The sequence below is a fragment of the Pseudomonas sp. BF-R-19 genome (genome assembly GCF_019956445.1).
GTDB lineage: Bacteria > Pseudomonadota > Gammaproteobacteria > Pseudomonadales > Pseudomonadaceae > Aquipseudomonas > Aquipseudomonas fluorescens_BH.
The window spans coordinates 69,717-89,167 of record NZ_JAHBDN010000034.1; the positions used below are offsets into that span (position 1 = coordinate 69,717).

The 19,451-nt window shown below is 60.5% G+C and carries 11 protein-coding genes and 2 riboswitches; of the genes, 5 read left to right on the forward strand and 6 right to left on the reverse strand.

The window, feature by feature from the left end; all coding sequences use genetic code 11:
- The first annotated feature begins 9 nt into the window (after positions 1–9).
- Complete coding sequence (locus tag KGB28_RS05010) at positions 10–1,095, forward strand: ABC transporter substrate-binding protein (protein WP_223442963.1); 1,086 nt, start codon at positions 10–12, stop codon at positions 1,093–1,095.
- A 6-nt stretch (positions 1,096–1,101) separates the two neighbouring features.
- On the opposite strand, the gene KGB28_RS05015 is transcribed toward KGB28_RS05010, so the two are convergent.
- Positions 1,102–1,320, reverse strand: a complete 219-nt coding sequence (locus KGB28_RS05015) for a DUF2970 domain-containing protein (protein ID WP_223442964.1) — start codon at positions 1,318–1,320, stop codon at positions 1,102–1,104.
- 263 nt (positions 1,321–1,583) lie between these two features.
- Here KGB28_RS05015 and KGB28_RS05020 point away from each other — a divergent pair, with 263 nt between their 5' ends.
- Positions 1,584–8,147: an NEL-type E3 ubiquitin ligase domain-containing protein gene (locus KGB28_RS05020; protein ID WP_223442967.1), complete on the forward strand. Its 6,564-nt coding sequence runs from the start codon at positions 1,584–1,586 to the stop codon at positions 8,145–8,147.
- A gap of 148 nt (positions 8,148–8,295) precedes the next feature.
- Here the strand turns inward: KGB28_RS05020 and metH are convergent, their stop codons facing one another.
- On the reverse strand, positions 8,296–12,006 hold the full coding sequence (metH, locus tag KGB28_RS05025; RefSeq protein ID WP_223442971.1) for a methionine synthase: 3,711 nt from the start codon (positions 12,004–12,006) through the stop codon (positions 8,296–8,298).
- A gap of 156 nt (positions 12,007–12,162) precedes the next feature.
- Here metH and KGB28_RS05030 point away from each other — a divergent pair, with 156 nt between their 5' ends.
- Both KGB28_RS05030 and nfuA read left to right on the forward strand, forming a co-directional pair.
- Entirely contained in the window at positions 12,163–14,460 is a 2,298-nt protein-coding gene (locus KGB28_RS05030; protein WP_223442974.1) for a fatty acid cis/trans isomerase, read from the forward strand.
- A gap of 201 nt (positions 14,461–14,661) precedes the next feature.
- A complete protein-coding gene (gene nfuA / locus KGB28_RS05035; protein ID WP_007912592.1) occupies positions 14,662–15,246 on the forward strand; it encodes a Fe-S biogenesis protein NfuA in 585 nt (194 codons plus the stop codon).
- Between the two features lie 143 nt (positions 15,247–15,389).
- Here nfuA and cobM read toward each other — a convergent pair whose 3' ends face one another.
- The 4 genes from cobM to KGB28_RS05055 form a co-directional block, all read right to left on the reverse strand.
- Positions 15,390–16,136 (reverse strand): precorrin-4 C(11)-methyltransferase, encoded by a 747-nt coding sequence (cobM, locus tag KGB28_RS05040; protein ID WP_223442977.1) that lies wholly within the window; start codon positions 16,134–16,136, stop codon positions 15,390–15,392.
- 83 nt (positions 16,137–16,219) lie between these two features.
- Positions 16,220–16,633 carry a cobalamin biosynthesis protein gene (locus KGB28_RS05045; RefSeq protein ID WP_102671349.1) on the reverse strand — a complete coding sequence of 138 codons (414 nt, stop codon included), beginning with the start codon at positions 16,631–16,633 and terminating at the stop codon, positions 16,220–16,222.
- Positions 16,630–17,337, reverse strand: coding sequence for a CbtA family protein (locus KGB28_RS05050; protein ID WP_223442980.1), 708 nt, complete (start codon positions 17,335–17,337; stop codon positions 16,630–16,632). Before KGB28_RS05050 ends, KGB28_RS05045 begins: the two co-directional genes overlap by 4 nt.
- An 11-nt stretch (positions 17,338–17,348) precedes the next feature.
- Positions 17,349–17,540, reverse strand: coding sequence for a CbtB domain-containing protein (locus tag KGB28_RS05055; RefSeq protein WP_218430808.1), 192 nt, complete (start codon positions 17,538–17,540; stop codon positions 17,349–17,351).
- A gap of 120 nt (positions 17,541–17,660) precedes the next feature.
- Positions 17,661–17,887: riboswitch (cobalamin riboswitch) on the reverse strand.
- 176 nt (positions 17,888–18,063) lie between these two features.
- Positions 18,064–18,277, forward strand: a riboswitch (cobalamin riboswitch).
- A 102-nt stretch (positions 18,278–18,379) separates the two neighbouring features.
- On the opposite strand from KGB28_RS05055, the gene cobW reads away from it, so the two are divergent.
- Positions 18,380–19,450 (forward strand): cobalamin biosynthesis protein CobW, encoded by a 1,071-nt coding sequence (cobW, locus tag KGB28_RS05060; RefSeq protein WP_317853286.1) that lies wholly within the window; start codon positions 18,380–18,382, stop codon positions 19,448–19,450.
- Position 19,451 lies beyond the last annotated feature (1 nt).

Sequence of the window (19,451 nt, forward strand, 5' to 3'; positions counted from 1 at the left end):
GGACGACCAATGTTGAAGTTTCTATGTGGCGTATTACTGGCGCTGGGCATGGTCGTGGGACCTTGTGCCCAGGCGGCGTCAGTGCTGTTCCTGAACCCGGGAACCCCCACGGAAGCTTTTTGGGTGAGTTACTCACAGTTCATGCAAGCCGCGGCGACCGACCTGGGGATGGACTTGCGCATCCAGTATTCCGACCGCGTCTCCGAAATCACCATCCAGCAGGCTCGCGAAGCCCTTCAGGGCCACCATCGTCCCGACTACCTGGTCTTCGTCAACGAGCAATACATCGCCCCCGAAATCCTGCGGCTGGCCAAAGACAGCGGTGTGAAGTTGTTCATGGTCAACAATGCCCTGACCCCGGATCAGACGAAACTGATCGGTGCCCAACCTGACAAGTACCCCGATTTGCTCGGCAGCCTGGTGCCCAATGACGAGGAGGGCGGCTACCTGATGCTCAAGGAACTGATCCGACAGCACGGCCCGGTGGCCCCCGGCCAGACGATCGAATTGCTGGCCTTTTCCGGTTTGAAAATCACCCCGTCCTCGCAGTTTCGCGAGAAGGGCTTGCGGCGTGCCTTGGCCGAGCATCCCGAAGTGCGTTTGCGGCAGTTGGTGTACGGCGGCTGGACCCGGCAACGCGCCTGCGAGCAGGCCAGGTTGTTGTTCAAGCGCTACCCGCAGACGTCGCTGGTCTGGGCCGCGAATGACGAGATGGCGTTCGGTGTGATGCAGGCGTATGTCGAAGTCGGAGGTGTGCCAGGAAAAGGCGTGCTGTTCGGCGCGATCAACAATTCACCCGCGGCGTTGCAGGCACTGCTGGACCGTCGCCTGAGTGTCTTGCTGGGCGGGCACTTCAGTCTCGGTGGCTGGGCGCTGGTGCAATTGCATGACTACGATCAAGGCGTGGACTTCAGCCAGTACGGCGGCCGTGACCGACAGATTCCGCTGTTGCAACTGATCGATCGGACACAGGCCAAGCGACTGCTGGCGATGGGCGCAGCGCAGGACTTCGGCGTGGACTTTCACAAGCTCTCGGCCAAGGGACGTCCCGCGTCCTGGCGATACCCGTTCACCCTGCAAACCCTGATGCACTGAGTCGCATCAAACACCGGCCAGAAGCAGCACCAGCTTGACGATGCCGAACAGCATCAATGCAAACACCGCCGTGAACACAATCCCCAGAATCACGAAATGACTCGGTTTGCCGTGTGTGAAATCACGGGCCCGGTTCTTTCCGCTCTGCACCCCGAACGCCGCCGCCATGACGCTGTGCAGCATTTGCCAGAAGGTCGGCGGCTTGTTGTCGTCCGGATCGTCCATAAGTCCCTCGTCTGAAAGTGGGTGCACACAGCATAGCCAATCTGCCGATTCGTGCCGTGGCTGCCTGAAACGCTTTGTCTCGCCTTTTCGAGCTTGTGGTAACTATGTACCGCAGGTGTCCAGGCCTGGGGTGGTGTCCTGTCGCTCCATTTACCAGGAGAGACAGTATGAGCATTTCATCCCGGACTTCACCGCCGACGTCGAAGGTAGAGTCGTCTGTTGAACGTTCAAAATCCAAGCGGTTGCTGCCAGGAAAAAGCAGCATGCACAGTGATTCGCTAGAACGCATGACCCCCGATTGGTTGATCAGCGCGACGTCCCCAAGGCGCGCAGCGATCAAAGATAGCGCAACACCCCTGCCGGGCTGGTATGTGCACGCATCCGGCGTGCAACAGCAGGCACTGAGGGCAAGTTTCAACGCCAGTTTTATCTCGCAGACCCGGCTGGACCAGACAATGTCCGTGTTGCACGACGCCGAAACATTCGCCGGTCCGATATTGGCCAAGGCTCTCAAGGACAGGTTCTCGATCGATGTTGACGTCAACAAGACCTGGGTGTGCCTGCGACGGCCCCTGGAGGTTGGCGTGCTCGAAATCGAAGTCTCGTCTTTCGAGGTGTTGAAGCTGTCCTTGCTCCAGGCGGCATTGCACAACTTCGAGGCGTCGGAGTGTGAAGACGGGGCCTTCCACCGTGGTTCAGGGTTCGTCGTCGAAACGCCGACCCCCGGTACGTTCAAGGATGTTGCGCTGGGCATGACAGTCAGGCAGTTCTTGTCGCTGTGCCGCACGCTGGATATCGGAGCGCAGTATCAAACCTGCGTGAACGGGTTTTTCCAGCCAGCCGATACGCGGGCGCAAGCCAACTTGCGCGAGCAATTCATCGACAGCCAGAAAACCGCAATGAGGGCGGCAGCCGACCTGGCGTTGTTGAAAAAGGACATCGAACCGCAAGACTACTCGATGATCCTTTCGGTCATTGGCGGGGAACTCCATCCCCGGATGGGCGACAGACAGGTCTGGTTCCGCGATCTCATCCTGATGAAGCGCCGGATGACCGGCTGTGTGGTGTTCAGCATCAGCGAGCAGTATCGCTACACAAGCGATTTCATCGTCTACATTCCCCATGATCCCGAACACCCGCTCAAGCGCTACACCTCGGCGCAGTTGCGTGACGAATTCAAGCGCCAGTTCACGGCCGGCAATTCACGGTCCGCAAGCGATGGCAGGCCGACAGCACACCAGCGTTTTTTCAGTCAGTTCGTGGCTTACGCCGACCGCCCTTACTATTTCAGCCAGTTCACCCGCAAGGCGGCGGACGCTCCGAGCGATCCATTGCATTCGTTCTGGGTCAAGGTCGCCCGGTACATTCCGCCGATCTCCACGTTCGTCGGTATCAAGGAACTGCCCCCTGAAACCCAGGGCAAGCGCGAACCGGTGGAAGATCCTTACCTGGACCCAATGGGTACAACGCGTAATGGCGTAGCCGGTATCTGGTCCGCCAACACCGATCTGTGGACTTATCTCTACGAGCAAAACCGCGCCAAGGTCATCGCCGACGCGCGCAGCCATGCCGTGCCGACCGCCGAAGTCGATGCGAGGGTTCGGGCGGCAAAGCTCAATCACCTGCTGGAAATCGGCATGCTGGGCTTGAACATGGTGTCGATGTTCGTACCGGTGCTGGGCGAGATCATGCTGACGGTAATGGCCGGGCAATTGCTGTACGAATCGTTCGAAGGGGTTATCGAATGGAGTGAGGGTGATTGCCATGCGGCCAAGGCGCACCTGATCGATGTCGCGGAAAACCTGGCGTTGATCGCGGCGATGGCCGGGGCCGGCAAGGCGCTCGGCAAGATAGCGCCGGTCGCACCGGAGTCGGTGATCGAAGGGCTGGACGCCATCAAGCGCCCCGATGGCGCGACACGGCTGTGGAAACCCGACCTGAAGGCCTATGAGTGCAACGTTGAGCTGGGCGATGACATCGTCCCCAATGCCCTGGGACAGTTTCGTGCGAACCGCAGGACTTACATCCGCCAGGCGGGCAAGGTGTATGAGATCACCTTTGATTCAACGCTGAAAAAATGGCGCATCAAGCATCCGTCCGATACCGGGGCCTGGCGACCGATTCTCGAACACAACGGCTACGGTGCCTGGCGCCATACGCTGGAACGTCCTCTTGAGTGGGACCGACTGACTCTGTTGCGGCGCATGGGCCATGCGACCGAGGCCCTGACTGACGAACAACTGCTCACCATCGCCGATGCCAGCGGTACTCGTGACAATGCCCTGCGCAAGATGCATCTCGATCACCTGCCTCCGCCTCCCGGGCTGGCTGAGTTGTTGGCCGCGTTCGAGGCTGGCCCAGGGAGCACCGAGGCGATCAAGGGACCGGTGGCGATGCTGCGGCGCGCGTGCCCGGGGCTGAGTGAACCGGCTGCCAACAGAGTGTTGCTGGATGCCAATGCCGAGGAACTGGCACGGTGGCAGACGACGCGGCGGATTCCCTTGAGCATGCTTGAAGAGGGCCGCTGGTATGCACGACAAGGGCGCGTCAACCGTGCCTTTGCCGGGTTGCATCTGGAGCGTATGGCGTCGGCGGACAGCCGATGGCTGGCACTGCATTCCCTGGAGAAGCTGCCGGGCTGGTCCGACAGCGTGCGCCTGGAAGTGCGCGACGGTCACGTCGAGGGGCCGCTGATCGATGGTATTGGCAGTCAGACTGCCGTCACGCACAAATACGTGGTCAAGAAAGGACCGGCTTACCAGGCGTTTGATGAGCGCGGCGAGGAGCTCAACGGCATTCCTCGAAATGGCGACAATTTCTACCCGTCGATCATGCACGCCTTGCCCGACTCGGCGCGCCAGGCGTTGGGTGTTCCCCATGTGGCTCAGGGCAGCCAGTTGCGCACGGCAATCAACGACTACGCCAGCGCCCATCGTGTCGAGCTGACACAACGCCTGGAGACACGCACTGGCAAGACTGCGAAGTTCAAGCCTCCGGTTCGGGTCAACGAACGGTTGGTGGGGTACTACGCCAGCGGACGCGGGCAAGGGATCAATCCTTCGCTGGCGACGCGGGTTCGGGACGTCTATCCGGCGCTGACCGAACAGCAGGCCAACGGATTTGTCCTGGCGCAGTTGCGTGCGGGAAAAACCGATGCGCAGATTTACGGTTTGTTGCAGGCCCGCCTGCGCGAGTGGGAGACGCTTGAGGCGACGCTCGATCATTGGGTTGGCGAGCCATCGCCGAGCTCTGCCTTGGAACTCATGCTGGGCGGCAAGGCCTCGGTCGCGCAGAGCCTCAAGCAAAGCTGGCGCAACTCGCCGTTGGCCGTAGAGCACTCGCGCTTCACGTTGCTTGATCTGACCTGTGATCAAGCGCTTCCTTCGTTGTCGGCGGATTTCTCCCATGTGCGTGATCTGTACGTCCGGGGCCGGTGTATCACGGACGCCAATGCCGATGCGCTGTTGGCGAATTTCCCCAGGTTGAAAAGACTGCGGATCAACGCCACGGGCAACCAGTTCAGCAATGTGCCCGAGGCCATCGGCACGATGCCGGAGCTCACCGATCTGAGCCTGTATTCAGCCGCTCCCTACGCCATCGACATGCCGTCGAGGCTGAGCGCGCTGACCAGGCTTGAGGACCTCACTGTCTATTGTTCGGGGTTCACGCCGATTGCGCTGGATGTCAGCCAATTGCGCAATCTGCGCCGGCTGGATGTGCTGGCACTTGCGATGTTTGAATGGCCCGCCGGGGTTCTCGAACTGCCGCGCCTTGAGCGATTGAGTCTCAAGGGCACCGGAATCAGAACCTTGCCCGACGGCATTTTCAACGGACATGAAAAGCTCTGGTCCGGACTGTCGCTGGACTGGTCGAATGTCCTTCGTGAAAATTTCAGGCCAGCGTATGAGTACGCCAAAAGGCAATCCCCACACCTTGTTGATCTCGAGGAAATGGTCAGGGATTACAGCAAGGGTGAGTTGAGACGCCTTGGCGAGGGCATCAACGAGAATCACGAGGCCTTGTTCAATCGGTTTGTCGAGCAGTGGCAGGACGCCGAGGCGAGGTACGGGGCGATCGAAGCCTTGAGTGAGCAACACCATGTGCTCAACCGCAACCTCAATGACTGGTCCTATCGTGTGCTTAAACTGCCAACCGCGATCAATGAAGTGACAGGTCGGACATTAGCGGCAAATTCCCTGAGAGCGTGCTGGCGCAACGGTGTATTCAAGCGTTACGGCGCTACAGCCAATGCCTCGGTGCTCGACTTGCCTAATCTGGGACTGAGTAGTTTTCCCGAGCTGCCGGCCGGCGCTTTCCCAGAGGTGCAAACGCTGTATTTGAGGGGGAGTAAAGCGCCTGCAGAACAGATTCGCGGTTTCATCAACGGGTTTTCCGAACTTCAAACACTCGACTTGCGTAGTTGCAGCCTGACGGAAATCCCCATCGGCCCCAACGATCTCGGAAAATTGACTCAGCTGGATCTCTCCAATAACGCGATTGTTGTCGATTCAGGGGTTCAGCAAGGTCTCGATGGGTTGCAGACGCTCGAATATCTGGAACTGAGCAGCAACCCCGTGAACACCCTGGACGTCAGCGCAATGACTCGCCTCAAGGCCTTGAACCTGCGCGCGACAGAGTTGCGGGAGTGGCCGGCAGGTGCCCAGGACTTGCCGGAGCTGACCTGGCTGGATTTGCGCGACAGCAAGATTTCCGAGCTGCCGGTGGCGGTGCTGGAAAATGAAGTATTGCTCAAAACCAATCTCGGCGGTTCGCCCTTGACCCCTCAGGCTGGCGCAATGCTCAAGAGCGCCTGGCAGCGAATAGAAGTTGCCAGGGTGCTGCCGGAGGGTGCCCTGGAGCGGTTCGCCCTGGAGCCGATACCGCTCGGTTTCCCGCCGTCCGAGAGTGGGCTTTCCATTGCGCAGCATTTGCTGGCACTGCCTGAGGTTGCGACGGGAGAAGGGGCCGAGGTTTTCACAAGGCGTCTGCAACGTTTGAAGCCGACACTGGCGGATGATGAAGCCTTGCAAGCGCTGGAACAGATGCGCGAGCGCGGGGCGACCGAGGTGCAAATCAGTGAGCGTCTTGCCGGTTGGGAACAGACCTTCGAAGCGCTTACGCGTCAGTTGAACGGCTGGATCTTTACCCGTGGAGTGCGCGGCACAGGCTGGATGACGTCCTCAAGCGTTCGCAGGCTGGGCGCCTTGCGCATCCTCGAATGCTGGCGCCAAGGCCTGACCGGCGCGGAGGGTGTCGCCAATGCCGTTTTGGATCTGAGCGGCCTGCAACTGGGCGATCTCCCCACGTTGCCGGCAACGTTCGAGCACGTCGTTACGTTGAAACTGACCGGTGTAAAACTGACCCGGGCAGGCTCCGACGGGTTCCTCGCCGCCTTTACCCGGCTGAAAACCCTTGAACTCAATGGCAATGGGCTGGAGGCAATACCCGAGCCGGTCCAGCACATGGATACGCTCGAGCGACTGGAGCTGTCTTCGAACCGGCTGGACGATGCAGAACACCTGTACGCCTCGTTGAGCAATCTGGAACGTCTGAAGCAGCTTGATCTGGGCTACAATGAACTGGACTCCTTCGATCTCGACGTTTTCGAAGCGCTGGTGACACTCGATCTGCGCAATAACAATCTGACGCAATGGCCGGGCGGTGTGCTGGATGCCGCCCATCTTAGAGTCCTGAATCTGAGTGGTAACGACATCACATCGGTTCCAGCCCAGGCTCTGGATGGCAATCACAACGTCCTGATGATCGGCATCGATCTGAGCGATAACAACCTGGTGCTTGAGAGTCTTGAGCGCTTGAGGACTTACCGTGACTCGGGAGCACGCGATACCGTGCTGGGGCTCTCGCGGGCTGAACTCGACGAGTTGCTTGATGATGCTCTCGACCAAAGCGACAGTGACAGCATCGAGTCGGATGAAGAACTCCCTGACGTTGAGCCTGATTCCGCGCAAAAGGCCCCTTGGCTGGCCAATGTGCCCCCGGAGGAACTGGCCGGTAAAAGCGAAATCTGGAATCAGCTGGCAGCCGAGCCGGACAATGCTGCGTTCTTTCATTTGCTCGAGCGATTGCAAGACACCCGGGAGTTTCGGGTGGCCAGTGCCGACTTGACGCGACGGGTCTGGACAGTGATGGAGGCCGCAGCCAGCAACAGCGAGCTTCGGGAGGTCCTGTTCGCCAGTTCGAACACCCATGGCACCTGTGTCGACGGGCGAATCCTCACGTTCAGCGTTCTGGAAAGCAAAGTGTTCACCCACTATGCCTTGCTCGACATTCCGCCTGGAGGCCTGAGTGTGAAGGGCGAAGCATTGCTGAAACTGTCCAGGCAGCTGTTTCGACTGGACAAGATCGATGATCTGGCGACCAAGGCCGCGGCTCAAACCGGGGAGGATGAGGCCGAGGTGCGCCTGGGCTATCGAATCGGTCTGACGGAGGGCTGGGATGACGGCCTGATTCTGCCGGGTCAGCCGAAACACATGACCTATGCCTCGGGCGTCACGCGGCAACAACTGGCGCACGCGCGCGTGGAAATCGTCAATGCGGAGCGCTCCGACGGGTTCTTCGAAAACTTGATCCAGCGCGACTATTGGGTGAGTTATCTCAAGGAGAAATACCCTGAAGAGTTCACGGCACTTGATGAGGCGGAGAGTCAGGCAGGGGAGGATGACGGTGTTGATGACGCCGATGACGCTGCTCTTTTGACTCAGATGTTCGAACAGACGGCGACGCGCAACGCGAAGATGATCGAGTTGTCCCGCAAGGAGGTTGCGGGTGAAGAACCGCAACCAGGGACATCGGCCAGGAATAGCTAAATCAGCCGCCGGATAACTAATGTGGGAGCGGGCTTGCTCGCGAAAGCGGAACAACATTCAACATCGATGTTGACTGATAGACCGCTATCGCGAGCAAGCTCGCTCCTACAGAAGGCCTTGCCAACCACAATGTGATCGGCAAAGCAGTTTAGTTGTCGTAACCCAGGTTCGGCGCCAGCCAGCGTTCGGTCACGCTCAGCTCCTGGCTTTTACGCGAGGTGTAGCTCTGCACCTGGTCCTTGTCGATCTTGCCCACGGCAAAGTATTGCGCCTGCGGGTGAGCGAAGTACCAGCCGCTGACCGCTGCCGCCGGGAACATCGCGTAGTGCTCGGTGAGGAACACGCCGCTGCGGCCTGCGCGCATTTCCTGGGCTTCTGGATCGAGCAGGGCGAACAACTGGGCTTTCTCGGTGTGGTCCGGGCAGGCCGGGTAGCCCGGTGCCGGACGGATACCGCTGTACTGCTCCTTGATCAGCGCATCGTTATCCAACGCTTCATCCTTGGCATAACCCCAGTAGTCTTTACGCACCTGCTGGTGCAGCCACTCGGCGCAGGCCTCGGCCAGGCGGTCGGCCAGGGCCTTGACCATGATCGAGTTGTAGTCGTCGCCGGTGTCCTGGTAGGCCTTGGCCACTTCTTCGGCGCCAATCCCCGCGGTGGTGATGAAACCACCCACGTAGTCAGTCACCTCACTGTCCTTGGGTGCAACGAAGTCGGCCAGGGAGAAGTTCGGCTTGCCATCGGTCTTGATGATCTGCTGGCGCAGGTGATGCAGCTTGGCCATTGGCTTGCCATCATCGCCATAGAGCTCGATGTCGTCGTCATGCACCTGGTTGGCCGGCCAGAAACCGAACACCGCGCGGGCGCTGATCAACTTCTCGTCGATCAGTTTGCTGAGCATTTCCCGGGCATCCTTGTACAGCGAAGTAGCGGCTTCACCGACCACTTCGTCCTGGAGGATGCGCGGGAACTTGCCGGCCAGGTCCCAGGAAATGAAGAACGGCGTCCAGTCGATGTATTCGGCCAGAACGTTGAGGTCGATGTTGTCCAGTACCCGGGTGCCGGTGAAGGTCGGTTTGACCGGCGTGTAGCTCGCCCAGTCGAATTGCGGCTTCTTGGCGATGGCCGCGCCGTAGCTCAGGCGTTCGGTGCGGGCGCTGCGGTTGGCGGTGCGCTCGCGAACCTCGATGTAGTCCTGGCGGGTTTTCTCGACGAAACCGGCCTTGAGCTCCTTGGACAGCAACTGCGTCGCCACGCCCACGGCGCGGGAGGCGTCGGTGACGTAGATCACTGCATCGTTGCTGTACTTGGGTTCGATCTTCACCGCCGTGTGCGCCTTGGAGGTGGTGGCGCCACCGATCATCAACGGCAGGTGGAAGTCCTGGCGCTGCATTTCGCGGGCGACGTGGACCATCTCGTCCAGCGACGGGGTGATCAGGCCGGACAGGCCGATGATGTCGCACTTCTGCTCCTTGGCCACCTGCAGGATTTTCTCTGCCGGCACCATCACGCCGAGGTCGACGATGTCATAGCCGTTGCAACCCAGCACCACGCCAACGATGTTCTTGCCGATGTCGTGCACGTCGCCTTTCACCGTGGCCATCAGGATCTTGCCCTTGGCTTGCGGTTTGTCGCCTTTTTCCAGTTCGATGAACGGGATCAGGTGGGCCACGGCCTGCTTCATCACACGGGCGGATTTCACCACTTGCGGCAGGAACATTTTGCCGGCGCCGAACAGGTCGCCGACGATGTTCATGCCGGACATCAGCGGGCCTTCGATCACTTCGATCGGGCGTGCGAAGGACTGGCGCGATTCTTCGGTGTCTTCGACGATGTGGGTGGTGATGCCCTTGACCAGTGCGTGCTCCAGACGCTTGTTGACGTCCCAGTTGCGCCACTCTTCGGTCTCGGCTTCCTTGACACTGCCGTCGCCCTTGTACTTGTCGGCGATGGCGAGGAGGGCGTCGGTGCCTTCGGGAGTGCGGTTGAGGATCACGTCTTCCACGGCGTCGCGCAGTTCTGCCGGGATCTGGTCGTAGATCTCCAGTTGCCCGGCGTTGACGATACCCATGGTCAGCCCGGAGCGGATCGCGTACAGCAGGAACACCGAGTGGATCGCCTCGCGCACCGGGTTGTTGCCGCGGAACGAGAACGACACGTTGGACACGCCACCGGAGGTCAGCGCATACGGCAGTTCGTCACGGATGTAGGCACAGGCATTGATGAAATCGACGGCGTAGTTGTTGTGTTCTTCGATACCGGTGGCGACGGCGAAGATGTTCGGGTCGAAGATGATGTCTTCCGGCGGGAAGTCCACTTCGTTGACCAGAATGTCGTAGGAGCGTTTGCAGATTTCTTTCTTGCGCGCTTCGGTGTCGGCCTGGCCGGCTTCGTCGAAGGCCATCACCACCACGGCGGCGCCGTAGCGCTTGCACAGCTTGGCGTGATGGATGAACTGCTCGACGCCTTCTTTCATGCTGATCGAGTTGACGATGCCCTTGCCCTGGATGCACTTGAGGCCGGCTTCGATCACTTCCCACTTGGAGGAGTCGATCATGATCGGTACGCGGGAGATGTCCGGCTCGCCGGCAATCAGATTGAGGAAGGTCACCATGGCCTTCTTCGAATCGAGCATCCCTTCGTCCATGTTGATGTCGATCACCTGGGCGCCGGCTTCGACCTGCTGCAGGGCGACTTCCAGGGCTTCGGTGTAGTTGTCTTTGCGGATCAGACGGGCGAACTTGGCGGAACCGGTGATGTTGGTCCGCTCGCCGACGTTGACGAACAGCGAGTTGCGATCGATGGTGAACGGCTCAAGGCCCGAGAGGCGGCAAGCTTTCGGAATGTCCGGGATTTCCCGCGGCGCATAACCGGCCACGGCCTTGGCGATGGCCTCGATGTGGCCCGGCGTGGTGCCGCAGCAGCCGCCGACGATGTTGAGGAAGCCGCTCTGGGCGAACTCTTCGATGACCTTGGCGGTTTCCGACGGCAATTCGTCGTACTCGCCGAATTCGTTTGGCAGGCCGGCGTTCGGGTGCGCGGAAACGTGAGTGTTGGCCTTGTTCGACAGCTCTTCGAGGTACGGGCGCAATTCGCGGGCGCCGAGGGCGCAGTTCAGGCCGACGGAAATCGGTTTGGCGTGGGCCACGGAGTTCCAGAACGCTTCGGTGGTCTGGCCCGACAGGGTGCGGCCCGAGGCGTCGGTGATGGTGCCGGAAATCATGATCGGCAATTCAATGCCCAATTCCTCGAACACGCCTTGCACGGCGAAGATCGCGGCCTTGGCATTCAGGGTGTCGAAAATGGTTTCGATCAGGATCAGGTCGGCGCCGCCTTCGATCAGGCCTTTGGTGGACTCGGTGTAGTTTTCCACCAGTTCATCGAAGGTCACGTTACGGTAGCCGGGGTTGTTCACATCCGGGGACAACGAGCAGGTGCGACTAGTAGGACCGAGCACGCCGGCGACGAAGCGCGGCTTGTCCGGGGTTTCCAGGGTCTTGGCGTCGGCAACCTTGCGCGCCAGGCGTGCGCCTTCTACGTTTAACTCATACGCCAGGCCTTGCATGCCGTAGTCGGCCAGGGAAATCTGGGTGGCGTTGAAGGTGTTGGTTTCCAGAATGTCGGCGCCAGCGTCCAGGTAGGCTTTTTCAATGCCGCCAATCACGTCCGGGCGAGTCAGTACCAACAGGTCGTTGTTGCCTTTGACATCGCTTGGCCAGTCAGCGAAGCGTTTGCCACGGTAATCCTGCTCTTCGAGCTTGTAGCTCTGGATCATCGTGCCCATACCGCCATCGAGAATCAGGATGCGCTCTTTGAGGGCGTGCTTGAGAGCTTGAAGGCGAACGCTGCGATCGGACATTTGGACTACTCGGTAAGGCCATGACGAAGGGCCGGGATGATAGCAAACCTGTGCGCTTTTGGAGCATGACTCGAAATTGCATGAATATCGTTCATGTTGGTAAGGATGACAGACCGGTAGAATCGCGGCGTTTTTTCAGGATTCGGGACCAGGGACATGTCGTATCGCTTCGTCATCGGCACATTGTTGTTGTTTTTAAGTTGGGGCGCTCTGGCGCAAAGTCCAGCGATTTCCTCTGCCATTTCCTACAGCCGCGACATTCAGCCGATCTTCACTGAAAAGTGCGTGGCCTGCCACGCCTGCAACGATGCCGCCTGTCAGCTCAACCTGGGCAGCGGTGAGGGCGCAGCGCGGGGCGCAACCAAAGTCCCGGTCTACGACGGTGACCGGCGCCAGGCGGTTGCACCGACCCGACTGTTCTATGACGCCTCCGGCAAACAGGCCTGGCAGCAAAAAGGCTTTTATTCGGTGCTCGATGCCCAGGGCAGCCAGGCTGCATTGATGGCGCGGATGCTGGAGCTTGGCCACAAGACTCCGTTGCAACCCAACGCGAAGCTGCCGGAAGACATCGTCCTGGGCCTGAACCGGGAAAACATGTGTGCCATGCCCGCGGAGTTCGACGGCTACGCCGCCAAGCATCCGAAGGAGGGTATGCCGCTGGCGGTGACCGGCCTGACCGACCAGCAGTACCAGACGCTGCAACGCTGGCTGGTGGCGGGCGCGCCGATTGATCAGCAGGCGCTGGCGCCCAGCGCCAGGGAAGCCTTGCAGGTGGTGCAATGGGAAAACCTGCTCAATTCGCCGGGCGCCCGGGAAAGCCTGGTGGGGCGCTGGCTGTACGAGCACTGGTTCCTCGCCCATCTCTACTTCAAGGACGGCGAGCCTGGGCATTTCTTCCAGTGGGTGCGTTCGCGCACCCCGACCGGCCAGCCGATTGACCTGATCAACACCCGTCGCCCGAACGATGATCCGGGCACGCAGTTCTACTATCGGTTGTGGCCGGTGCAGGGCGTGATCGTGCACAAGACCCACATCACCTATGCGCTGAGTCCGGCGAAGCTGGCGCGGGTCAAGAGCCTGTTCTACAGCGGCAACTGGCAGGTCGACGCATTGCCGGGCTATGGGCCGCAGAGCCGGGCCAACCCGTTCGCCACCTTCGAAGCGATTCCGGCCCAGGCGCGCTATCAGTTCATGCTCGATAACGCCGAGTACTTCGTGCGCACCTTTATCCGTGGGCCGGTGTGTCGTGGTCAGATCGCCACGGACGTGATCCGCGATAATTTCTGGGCGCTGTTCCAGGCGCCCGAGCATGACCTGTATGTCACCGATCCGAACTATCGCGGGCAGGCCACGCCGTTGCTGGCGATGCCGGGGCAGAACGATGATGTCGGCAGCGTCCTCAGCCTGTGGCACGACTACCGCGACAAGCGTAATGAGTACGAAGCCTTGCGCCGGGACAGCTACGCCGACGAGCCTGCGCCGAGCTGGTCGACCCTGTGGGCCGGCAACGACAATGCGTTGCTGAGTATCTTCCGCCATTTCGACAGCGCTTCGGTGACCAAAGGCCTGATCGGCGAAGTGCCGCAAACGATATGGCTGTTCGACTATCCGCTGCTCGAACGCACCTACTATCAACTGGCAGTGAACTTCGATGTGTTCGGCAACCTGTCCCACCAGGCCCAGACACGCTTGTATTTCGACCTGATCCGCAACGGCGCCGAGCAGAACTTCCTGCGCCTGATGCCCGCCGAGTCCCGTGATGGTTACCTTGACGACTGGTATCAGAACAGTGGCAAATTCAAGATGTGGCTCGACTACGAGACCATCGACGACGACACGCCGACCGCGCTGAAACTCAATCCGGCTGATCCCAAGCGTGACTTTGCCAATCAGCTGCTGGCCCGATACGGCGACCTCAATGCCAGGCCCGACCCGATCAATCGCTGCGACGGCGCTTACTGTTCGCGGCCGAACATCGACCCGGACCTGCAAAGTGCCGAGCAGGCGCTGAGCCGCCTGACTTCGCGGCCGGCTGCCGGGCTGAAGGTCATCGACCAGCTGCCGGAAGCCACCCTGCTGCGGATCGAAGCCAGCAGCGGCAAGCGTGAGGTCTATAGCCTGTTGCGTAACCGTGCCCACAGCAACGTGGCTTTTTTGCTCGGCGAATCACTGCGTTACCAACCGGGGCTCGACACCTTGACGATTTTCCCCGGCGTGCTCAGCAGCTACCCGAACTTCATGTTCAACATTCCGGCCGGGCAAGTGCCAGCGTTCGTGGATGCGATGGAAAGCGCCAAGGACACCGACAGCTTCGAGAAGATCGTCGAACGTTGGGGGATACGCCGCAGTCATCCGCAATTCTGGGTTTATTTCCATGACCTGAGCCGCTATATCCAGGAAAACGACCCGGTGGAAGAGGGCGTGCTGGACATGAACCGCTACGAGAACCTCTGAAACACCACTGATCCCCTGTGGGAGCGAGCTTGCTCGCGATGACGGAGTGCCAGTCAACATTGATGTTGGATGCCGGACCGCTATCGCGAGCAAGCCCGCTCCCACAGAGGGATTTGTCGAAATCTTTCCCGACAAAAATACTAGGACTTTGTCCGGCGCGTTGATTGGCGTAAACTGCGCCCAAGCCTGCGAGGAGTTTCCATGACCGCTATTACCATCACTGACGCCGCCCACGATTACCTGGCTGATCTGCTCTCCAAGCAGAACACCCCGGGCATCGGCATCCGCGTCTTCATCACCCAGCCTGGCACCCAGTACGCCGAAACCTGCATTGCCTACTGCAAGCCGGGCGAAGAAAAACCCGAAGACACCGCGCTGGGGCTCAAAAGCTTCACCGCGTACATCGACCACTTCAGCGAAGCCTTCCTGGACGATGCCGTTGTCGACTACGCCACCGACCGCATGGGCGGCCAACTGACCATCAAGGCGCCAAACGCCAAGGTACCGATGGTCAACGCCGACAGCCCGGTCAACGAGCGCATCAACTACTACCTGCAAACCGAGATCAACCCGGGGCTGGCCAGCCACGGTGGTCAGGTCAGCCTGATCGACGTGGTCGAAGACGGCATCGCTGTCCTGCAGTTCGGCGGTGGTTGCCAGGGCTGCGGCCAGGCCGACGTGACGCTGAAGGAAGGCATCGAGCGCACCTTGCTCGAGCGCATCCCTGAGCTCAAGGGTGTTCGCGACGTGACCGACCACACGCAGAAAGAAAACGCCTACTACTAAGGTGTTCGCTGCGGCATAAAAAAACGGCGTCCCGTGAGCGCCGTTTTTTATGGGTTGAATTCACTGACGCCTTCGCGAGCAAGCCCGCTCCCACAGGGGAATGCATTCCAAGTGTGGGAGCGGGCTTGCTCGCGAAGAGGGCGCTATGGGCGATAGAGATGCGCATGCCCCGCGCGATACAGCGACGATTCACTGAAATGGTCTCTGCCCAGCACACGACCCACCAGAATCAACGCCGTACGCCGAAACCCCTTGGCTTCAACCTTCCCGGCAATATCCTCAAGCGTGCCCACCACCCAATCCTGATCCGGCCAGCTCGCGCGGTGAACCACGGCAATCGGGCAATCGGCGCCGTAATGGGGCAGCAGTTCCTCAACGATCTTCGCCAGGTGATTGACCCCCAAGTGAATCGCCATGGTCGCGCCGTGCTGCGCCAGGCTGGAGAATTCCTCCCCAGGTGGCATGGCGGTCTTGTCGGCGTAGCGCGTCAGGATGACGCTTTGCGAAATGTCCGGCAGGGTCAGTTCCGCACCCAAAAGCGCTGCGCAAGCGGCTGTGGCCGTCACGCCAGGTACGATTTCGAACGCAATGCCCAGCTCGCGCAGATAGCGAATCTGCTCGCCAATGGCGCCATACAGGCTCGGATCGCCGGAGTGCACCCGGGCCACATCCTGGCCTTTGGCGTGGGCGCTCTTGATCAGGTCGATGATCTGTTCCAGATGCAGTTCGGCGCTGTTGACCACCTGTTCGGCACAGTGACCTTCCAGCACGGCGGCGGGCACCAGGGAACCGGCATAAATGATCACCGGGCAGCTGCGAATCAGCCGCTGGCCCTTGACGGTAATCAGTTCGGGGTCGCCGGGACCTGCGCCAATGAAGTAGACGGTCATCGTCGGTTCCTGTGGGGAAAAAGAGTCTGAACAGGGCTTCAGATGAAGAATGTTCATGATCAAAGGCGGGGATTATCGGTTTTTTACGCAGCGCCGGCCAATGCCAGTGTTGCCTGGGCGTATTTTTGCCGTGGAATCAGCAGTTTTGCCGGGGCCTGGGCCAGTTGTTCCGCCAGGGCCAGTGCGGCGCTTTCCGCCACGCCGTAGCAACCGGTGCGTTCAAACGCTATTTGCGATTGATGACTGAGTTGCGGTTCATAAGCGGCCAGTTGTTCACTGCTGAAATACATCAATTCCAGGCCAAGCTGCTGAGCCAGTTCGATCAGCGCAGGTTCGTCGCGCTTCGAATCGATGCTGGCCAGCGCCTTGATTTCATGACGCGCAATCTGGTGCGCCTCCAACGCCTGATCGAGCAGCGCCAGCAACGTGCTGACAGGGCAGCCCCGTTGGCAGCCCAGGCCGACCACCAGGGTCGGCGCTGTGCTGACGTCAGTCATGCGTGGTATTGGCCATCGCTTTTGCGACGGAACAACCAGGCGCTGATCAGGCCCAGGGCCAGCCAGAACGCCACGTTGGTCAGTTGCGAAGCGATTTTGAACTGGGTTTCCAGCGCCTCTGGAGCGAGCATCGAATGCACTTCCGGTTGTGGTGCGCCAATCACATGGGGAACGGCGAGGATCGCCGCGCCGAGGACTTTCATCAGCCAGTGCCGGCTGAACACGATCAGCGCGATACCGACGGCGGTGGAGGCGGCGGTACCGATCCACCACAGTTGCCGTTGTGCCAGATCGGCGGCAGCGGTGCCTGGCAGTTCCGGTGGCAGGCCGAGGGTCGGCGCGAGCACGAACGTCGCATAACCGGCCAGGCCCCAGAGCAGGCCTTGCGAGGTTTTGGTCGGCGCACGCAAGGTGTACAGGCCGGCCAGCATCAGGGCGAAACCGACGGCCACCACCAGGTTGCCACCGGTGGTCGACAGCACGCGCTGCCAGCCGTCTTCCGGCTCCCAGGCTTGTGCATCGTGGGTATGGGCAGCCATCGCACCGTCGGCGTGTTCATGCATTTCAACAGCGGCCGGTTCGGTTTTTTCGTAGGTCTCGGCCTGCAAAATCAGCGGAGCGACCCAGAAGCTTTGCAGCAGGGTCAGCAACAGGGCGGCCAACAGCCCGGTGAAACCTGCGGTTTGCGCAATACGCTTGATCATGTCGACAGCTCTCAATGGCACGGGAACGCGGAGCTGTGACGGGTATCGTGGGCGGCGTTGTGCACCGCTTCGATGTGCGAGAAGCCGGCGAAATACACAAGGCAGGCGCCCAGGATCGACGCGCAGACGGCGGCGGCCAGACGTTGGGTCAGGGTTGAGGTGGTGCTCGCGGATGTGTGTTCGGCGCTGCTGATGATCGACATGGCGTTTCCCTCTGGTCTGTCAGCGGGGAATAAGAGCGTATGCAAACCCCCGCACGACCAGGCGCGCAGAGGTTCAAACAGCGCCCGCCCACCGCGGGTTTGTTGGTTCAGCGACCGTACTGGTCACTTTGTGTTGCGGGCCGGTCTCCGGGCTCACGAGGGGCAAAGACCTGGGCCTGAACCTGAAAGCATCACCTTCCCATGCCGCAGTGGCACAGTGGATCTGACGCTTCGCTCGCTTACCGTTGCGGGGGCAGCACCGGACTGACATGGCTTAAGAGTAAAGCACATGATTCACCGGTTTCCCGTTTCACCCTGTGAAGGGCACCCGTAACAAGGTGTGTAGGAGAGCATGGGCGGGGGTGGGGCGTCAATTGGCAAGGGTTCTCAACTGAAGACCGAGTCGCCTTCATCGCGATCAAGCTCGCTCCCACATTGGAACGCGGTCATCTGTGGGAGCGAGCTTGCTCGCGATGGGGCCAGTGAGGGCACCACAAGACATTGACCCGCCCCAAGACCATGCGTAGCCTTGCGCTTTCGAGGTTCTTCGGCGTCTGCCGAAGCTAAGAAGGGAACGCGGTCGATGCCGCGGCTGCCCCCGCAACTGTGAACGGTGATGTTCGTTGCCACGCCACTGCAGGCTCAATCCATGAGGCCGGCGGGAAGGCGCAGCGAATGCCAGGCTCAAGGCCGGCACACCGTCAGCCAGGAGACCTGCCTCGTCACAGATTCTCACTTTCAACCGGGCGGGGTGATCCGGTGGCGAACTCTTCAGGCACGCGCGTCCGCGTTGTCGGTCGTCGTCCCGTATGCCCGCCACATTAGCCATAGGGCATCCGATGAAAACACTGGCCAAACTCCCCGTCACCATCGTTACCGGCTTTCTCGGCTCGGGCAAGACCACGCTGCTGCGGCACATGCTCGACAACGCCCAGGGTCGCCGCATCGCGGTGATCGTCAACGAATTTGGCGAGTTGGGCATCGACGGCGAAATCCTCAAGCAGTGCTCCATCGGTTGCACCGAAGAAGAAGCCTACGGCCGTGTCTATGAGCTGGCCAACGGCTGCCTGTGCTGCACCGTCCAGGAAGAATTCTTCCCGGTGATGCGCGAACTGGTGGCCCGTCGCGGTGATCTCGACCATATCCTCATCGAAACGTCCGGCCTGGCCCTGCCCAAGCCGCTGGTGCAGGCCTTCCAGTGGCCGGAAATCCGCAGCGCCTGCACGGTGGATGCGGTGATCACCGTGGTTGACAGCCCGGCCGTGGCCGCCGGCACCTTCGCCGCGTTTCCGGATCAGGTCGACGCCCAGCGCAAGCTCGACCCGAACCTGGACCACGAATCGCCGCTGCACGAACTGTTCGCCGACCAATTGGCCAGCGCTGACCTGGTGATCCTCAACAAAGCCGACCTGATCAACCCGGCGGACCTGGCCCGCGTGCGCCTGGAAGTCGCCGAGGAATTGCCGCCAGCGGTGAAAATCATTGAAGCCAGCAGCGGTCGCCTGCCGCTGGACGTGCTGATCGGCCTGGGTGCCGGCTCCGAAGAACACATCGACAGCCGTCACAGCCACCACGACCATCATCACGATGGCGACGACGATCATGATGACCACGATCACGACGCCTTCGATTCGATCTCCATCGAACTGCCGCAAGCCGACGAAAGCCTGCTGCTGGATGCGCTGACCCAACTGGTGGTCCAACACGGCATCCTGCGGGTCAAGGGTTTTGCGGCGATCCCCAACAAGCCGATGCGCCTGCTGATCCAGGGCGTGGGCACGCGTTTCGACAAGCACTTCGACCGCCAGTGGGGCGCCGAAGAAGCGCGAGTCACCCGTCTGGTGCTGATCGGCCAGGAACTGGACGCCACTGTTCTCGAAGCGCAATTGCGCGCCGCGCTCAGCGTGTAAG

What these genes read in the sequence shown, in the direction of transcription:
- KGB28_RS05010 (WP_223442963.1), top strand. Translation starts at nt 10, where the DNA reads ATGTTGAAGTTTCTATGTGGCGTATTACTGGCGCTGGGCATGGTCGTG.
- KGB28_RS05015 (WP_223442964.1), bottom strand. Translation starts at nt 1,320, where the DNA reads ATGGACGATCCGGACGACAACAAGCCGCCGACCTTCTGGCAAATGCTG.
- KGB28_RS05020 (WP_223442967.1), top strand. Translation starts at nt 1,584, where the DNA reads ATGCACAGTGATTCGCTAGAACGCATGACCCCCGATTGGTTGATCAGC.
- metH (WP_223442971.1), bottom strand. Translation starts at nt 12,006, where the DNA reads ATGTCCGATCGCAGCGTTCGCCTTCAAGCTCTCAAGCACGCCCTCAAA.
- KGB28_RS05030 (WP_223442974.1), top strand. Translation starts at nt 12,163, where the DNA reads ATGTCGTATCGCTTCGTCATCGGCACATTGTTGTTGTTTTTAAGTTGG.
- nfuA (WP_007912592.1), top strand. Translation starts at nt 14,662, where the DNA reads ATGACCGCTATTACCATCACTGACGCCGCCCACGATTACCTGGCTGAT.
- cobM (WP_223442977.1), bottom strand. Translation starts at nt 16,136, where the DNA reads ATGACCGTCTACTTCATTGGCGCAGGTCCCGGCGACCCCGAACTGATT.
- KGB28_RS05045 (WP_102671349.1), bottom strand. Translation starts at nt 16,633, where the DNA reads ATGACTGACGTCAGCACAGCGCCGACCCTGGTGGTCGGCCTGGGCTGC.
- KGB28_RS05050 (WP_223442980.1), bottom strand. Translation starts at nt 17,337, where the DNA reads ATGATCAAGCGTATTGCGCAAACCGCAGGTTTCACCGGGCTGTTGGCC.
- KGB28_RS05055 (WP_218430808.1), bottom strand. Translation starts at nt 17,540, where the DNA reads ATGTCGATCATCAGCAGCGCCGAACACACATCCGCGAGCACCACCTCA.
- cobW (WP_317853286.1), top strand. Translation starts at nt 18,380, where the DNA reads ATGAAAACACTGGCCAAACTCCCCGTCACCATCGTTACCGGCTTTCTC.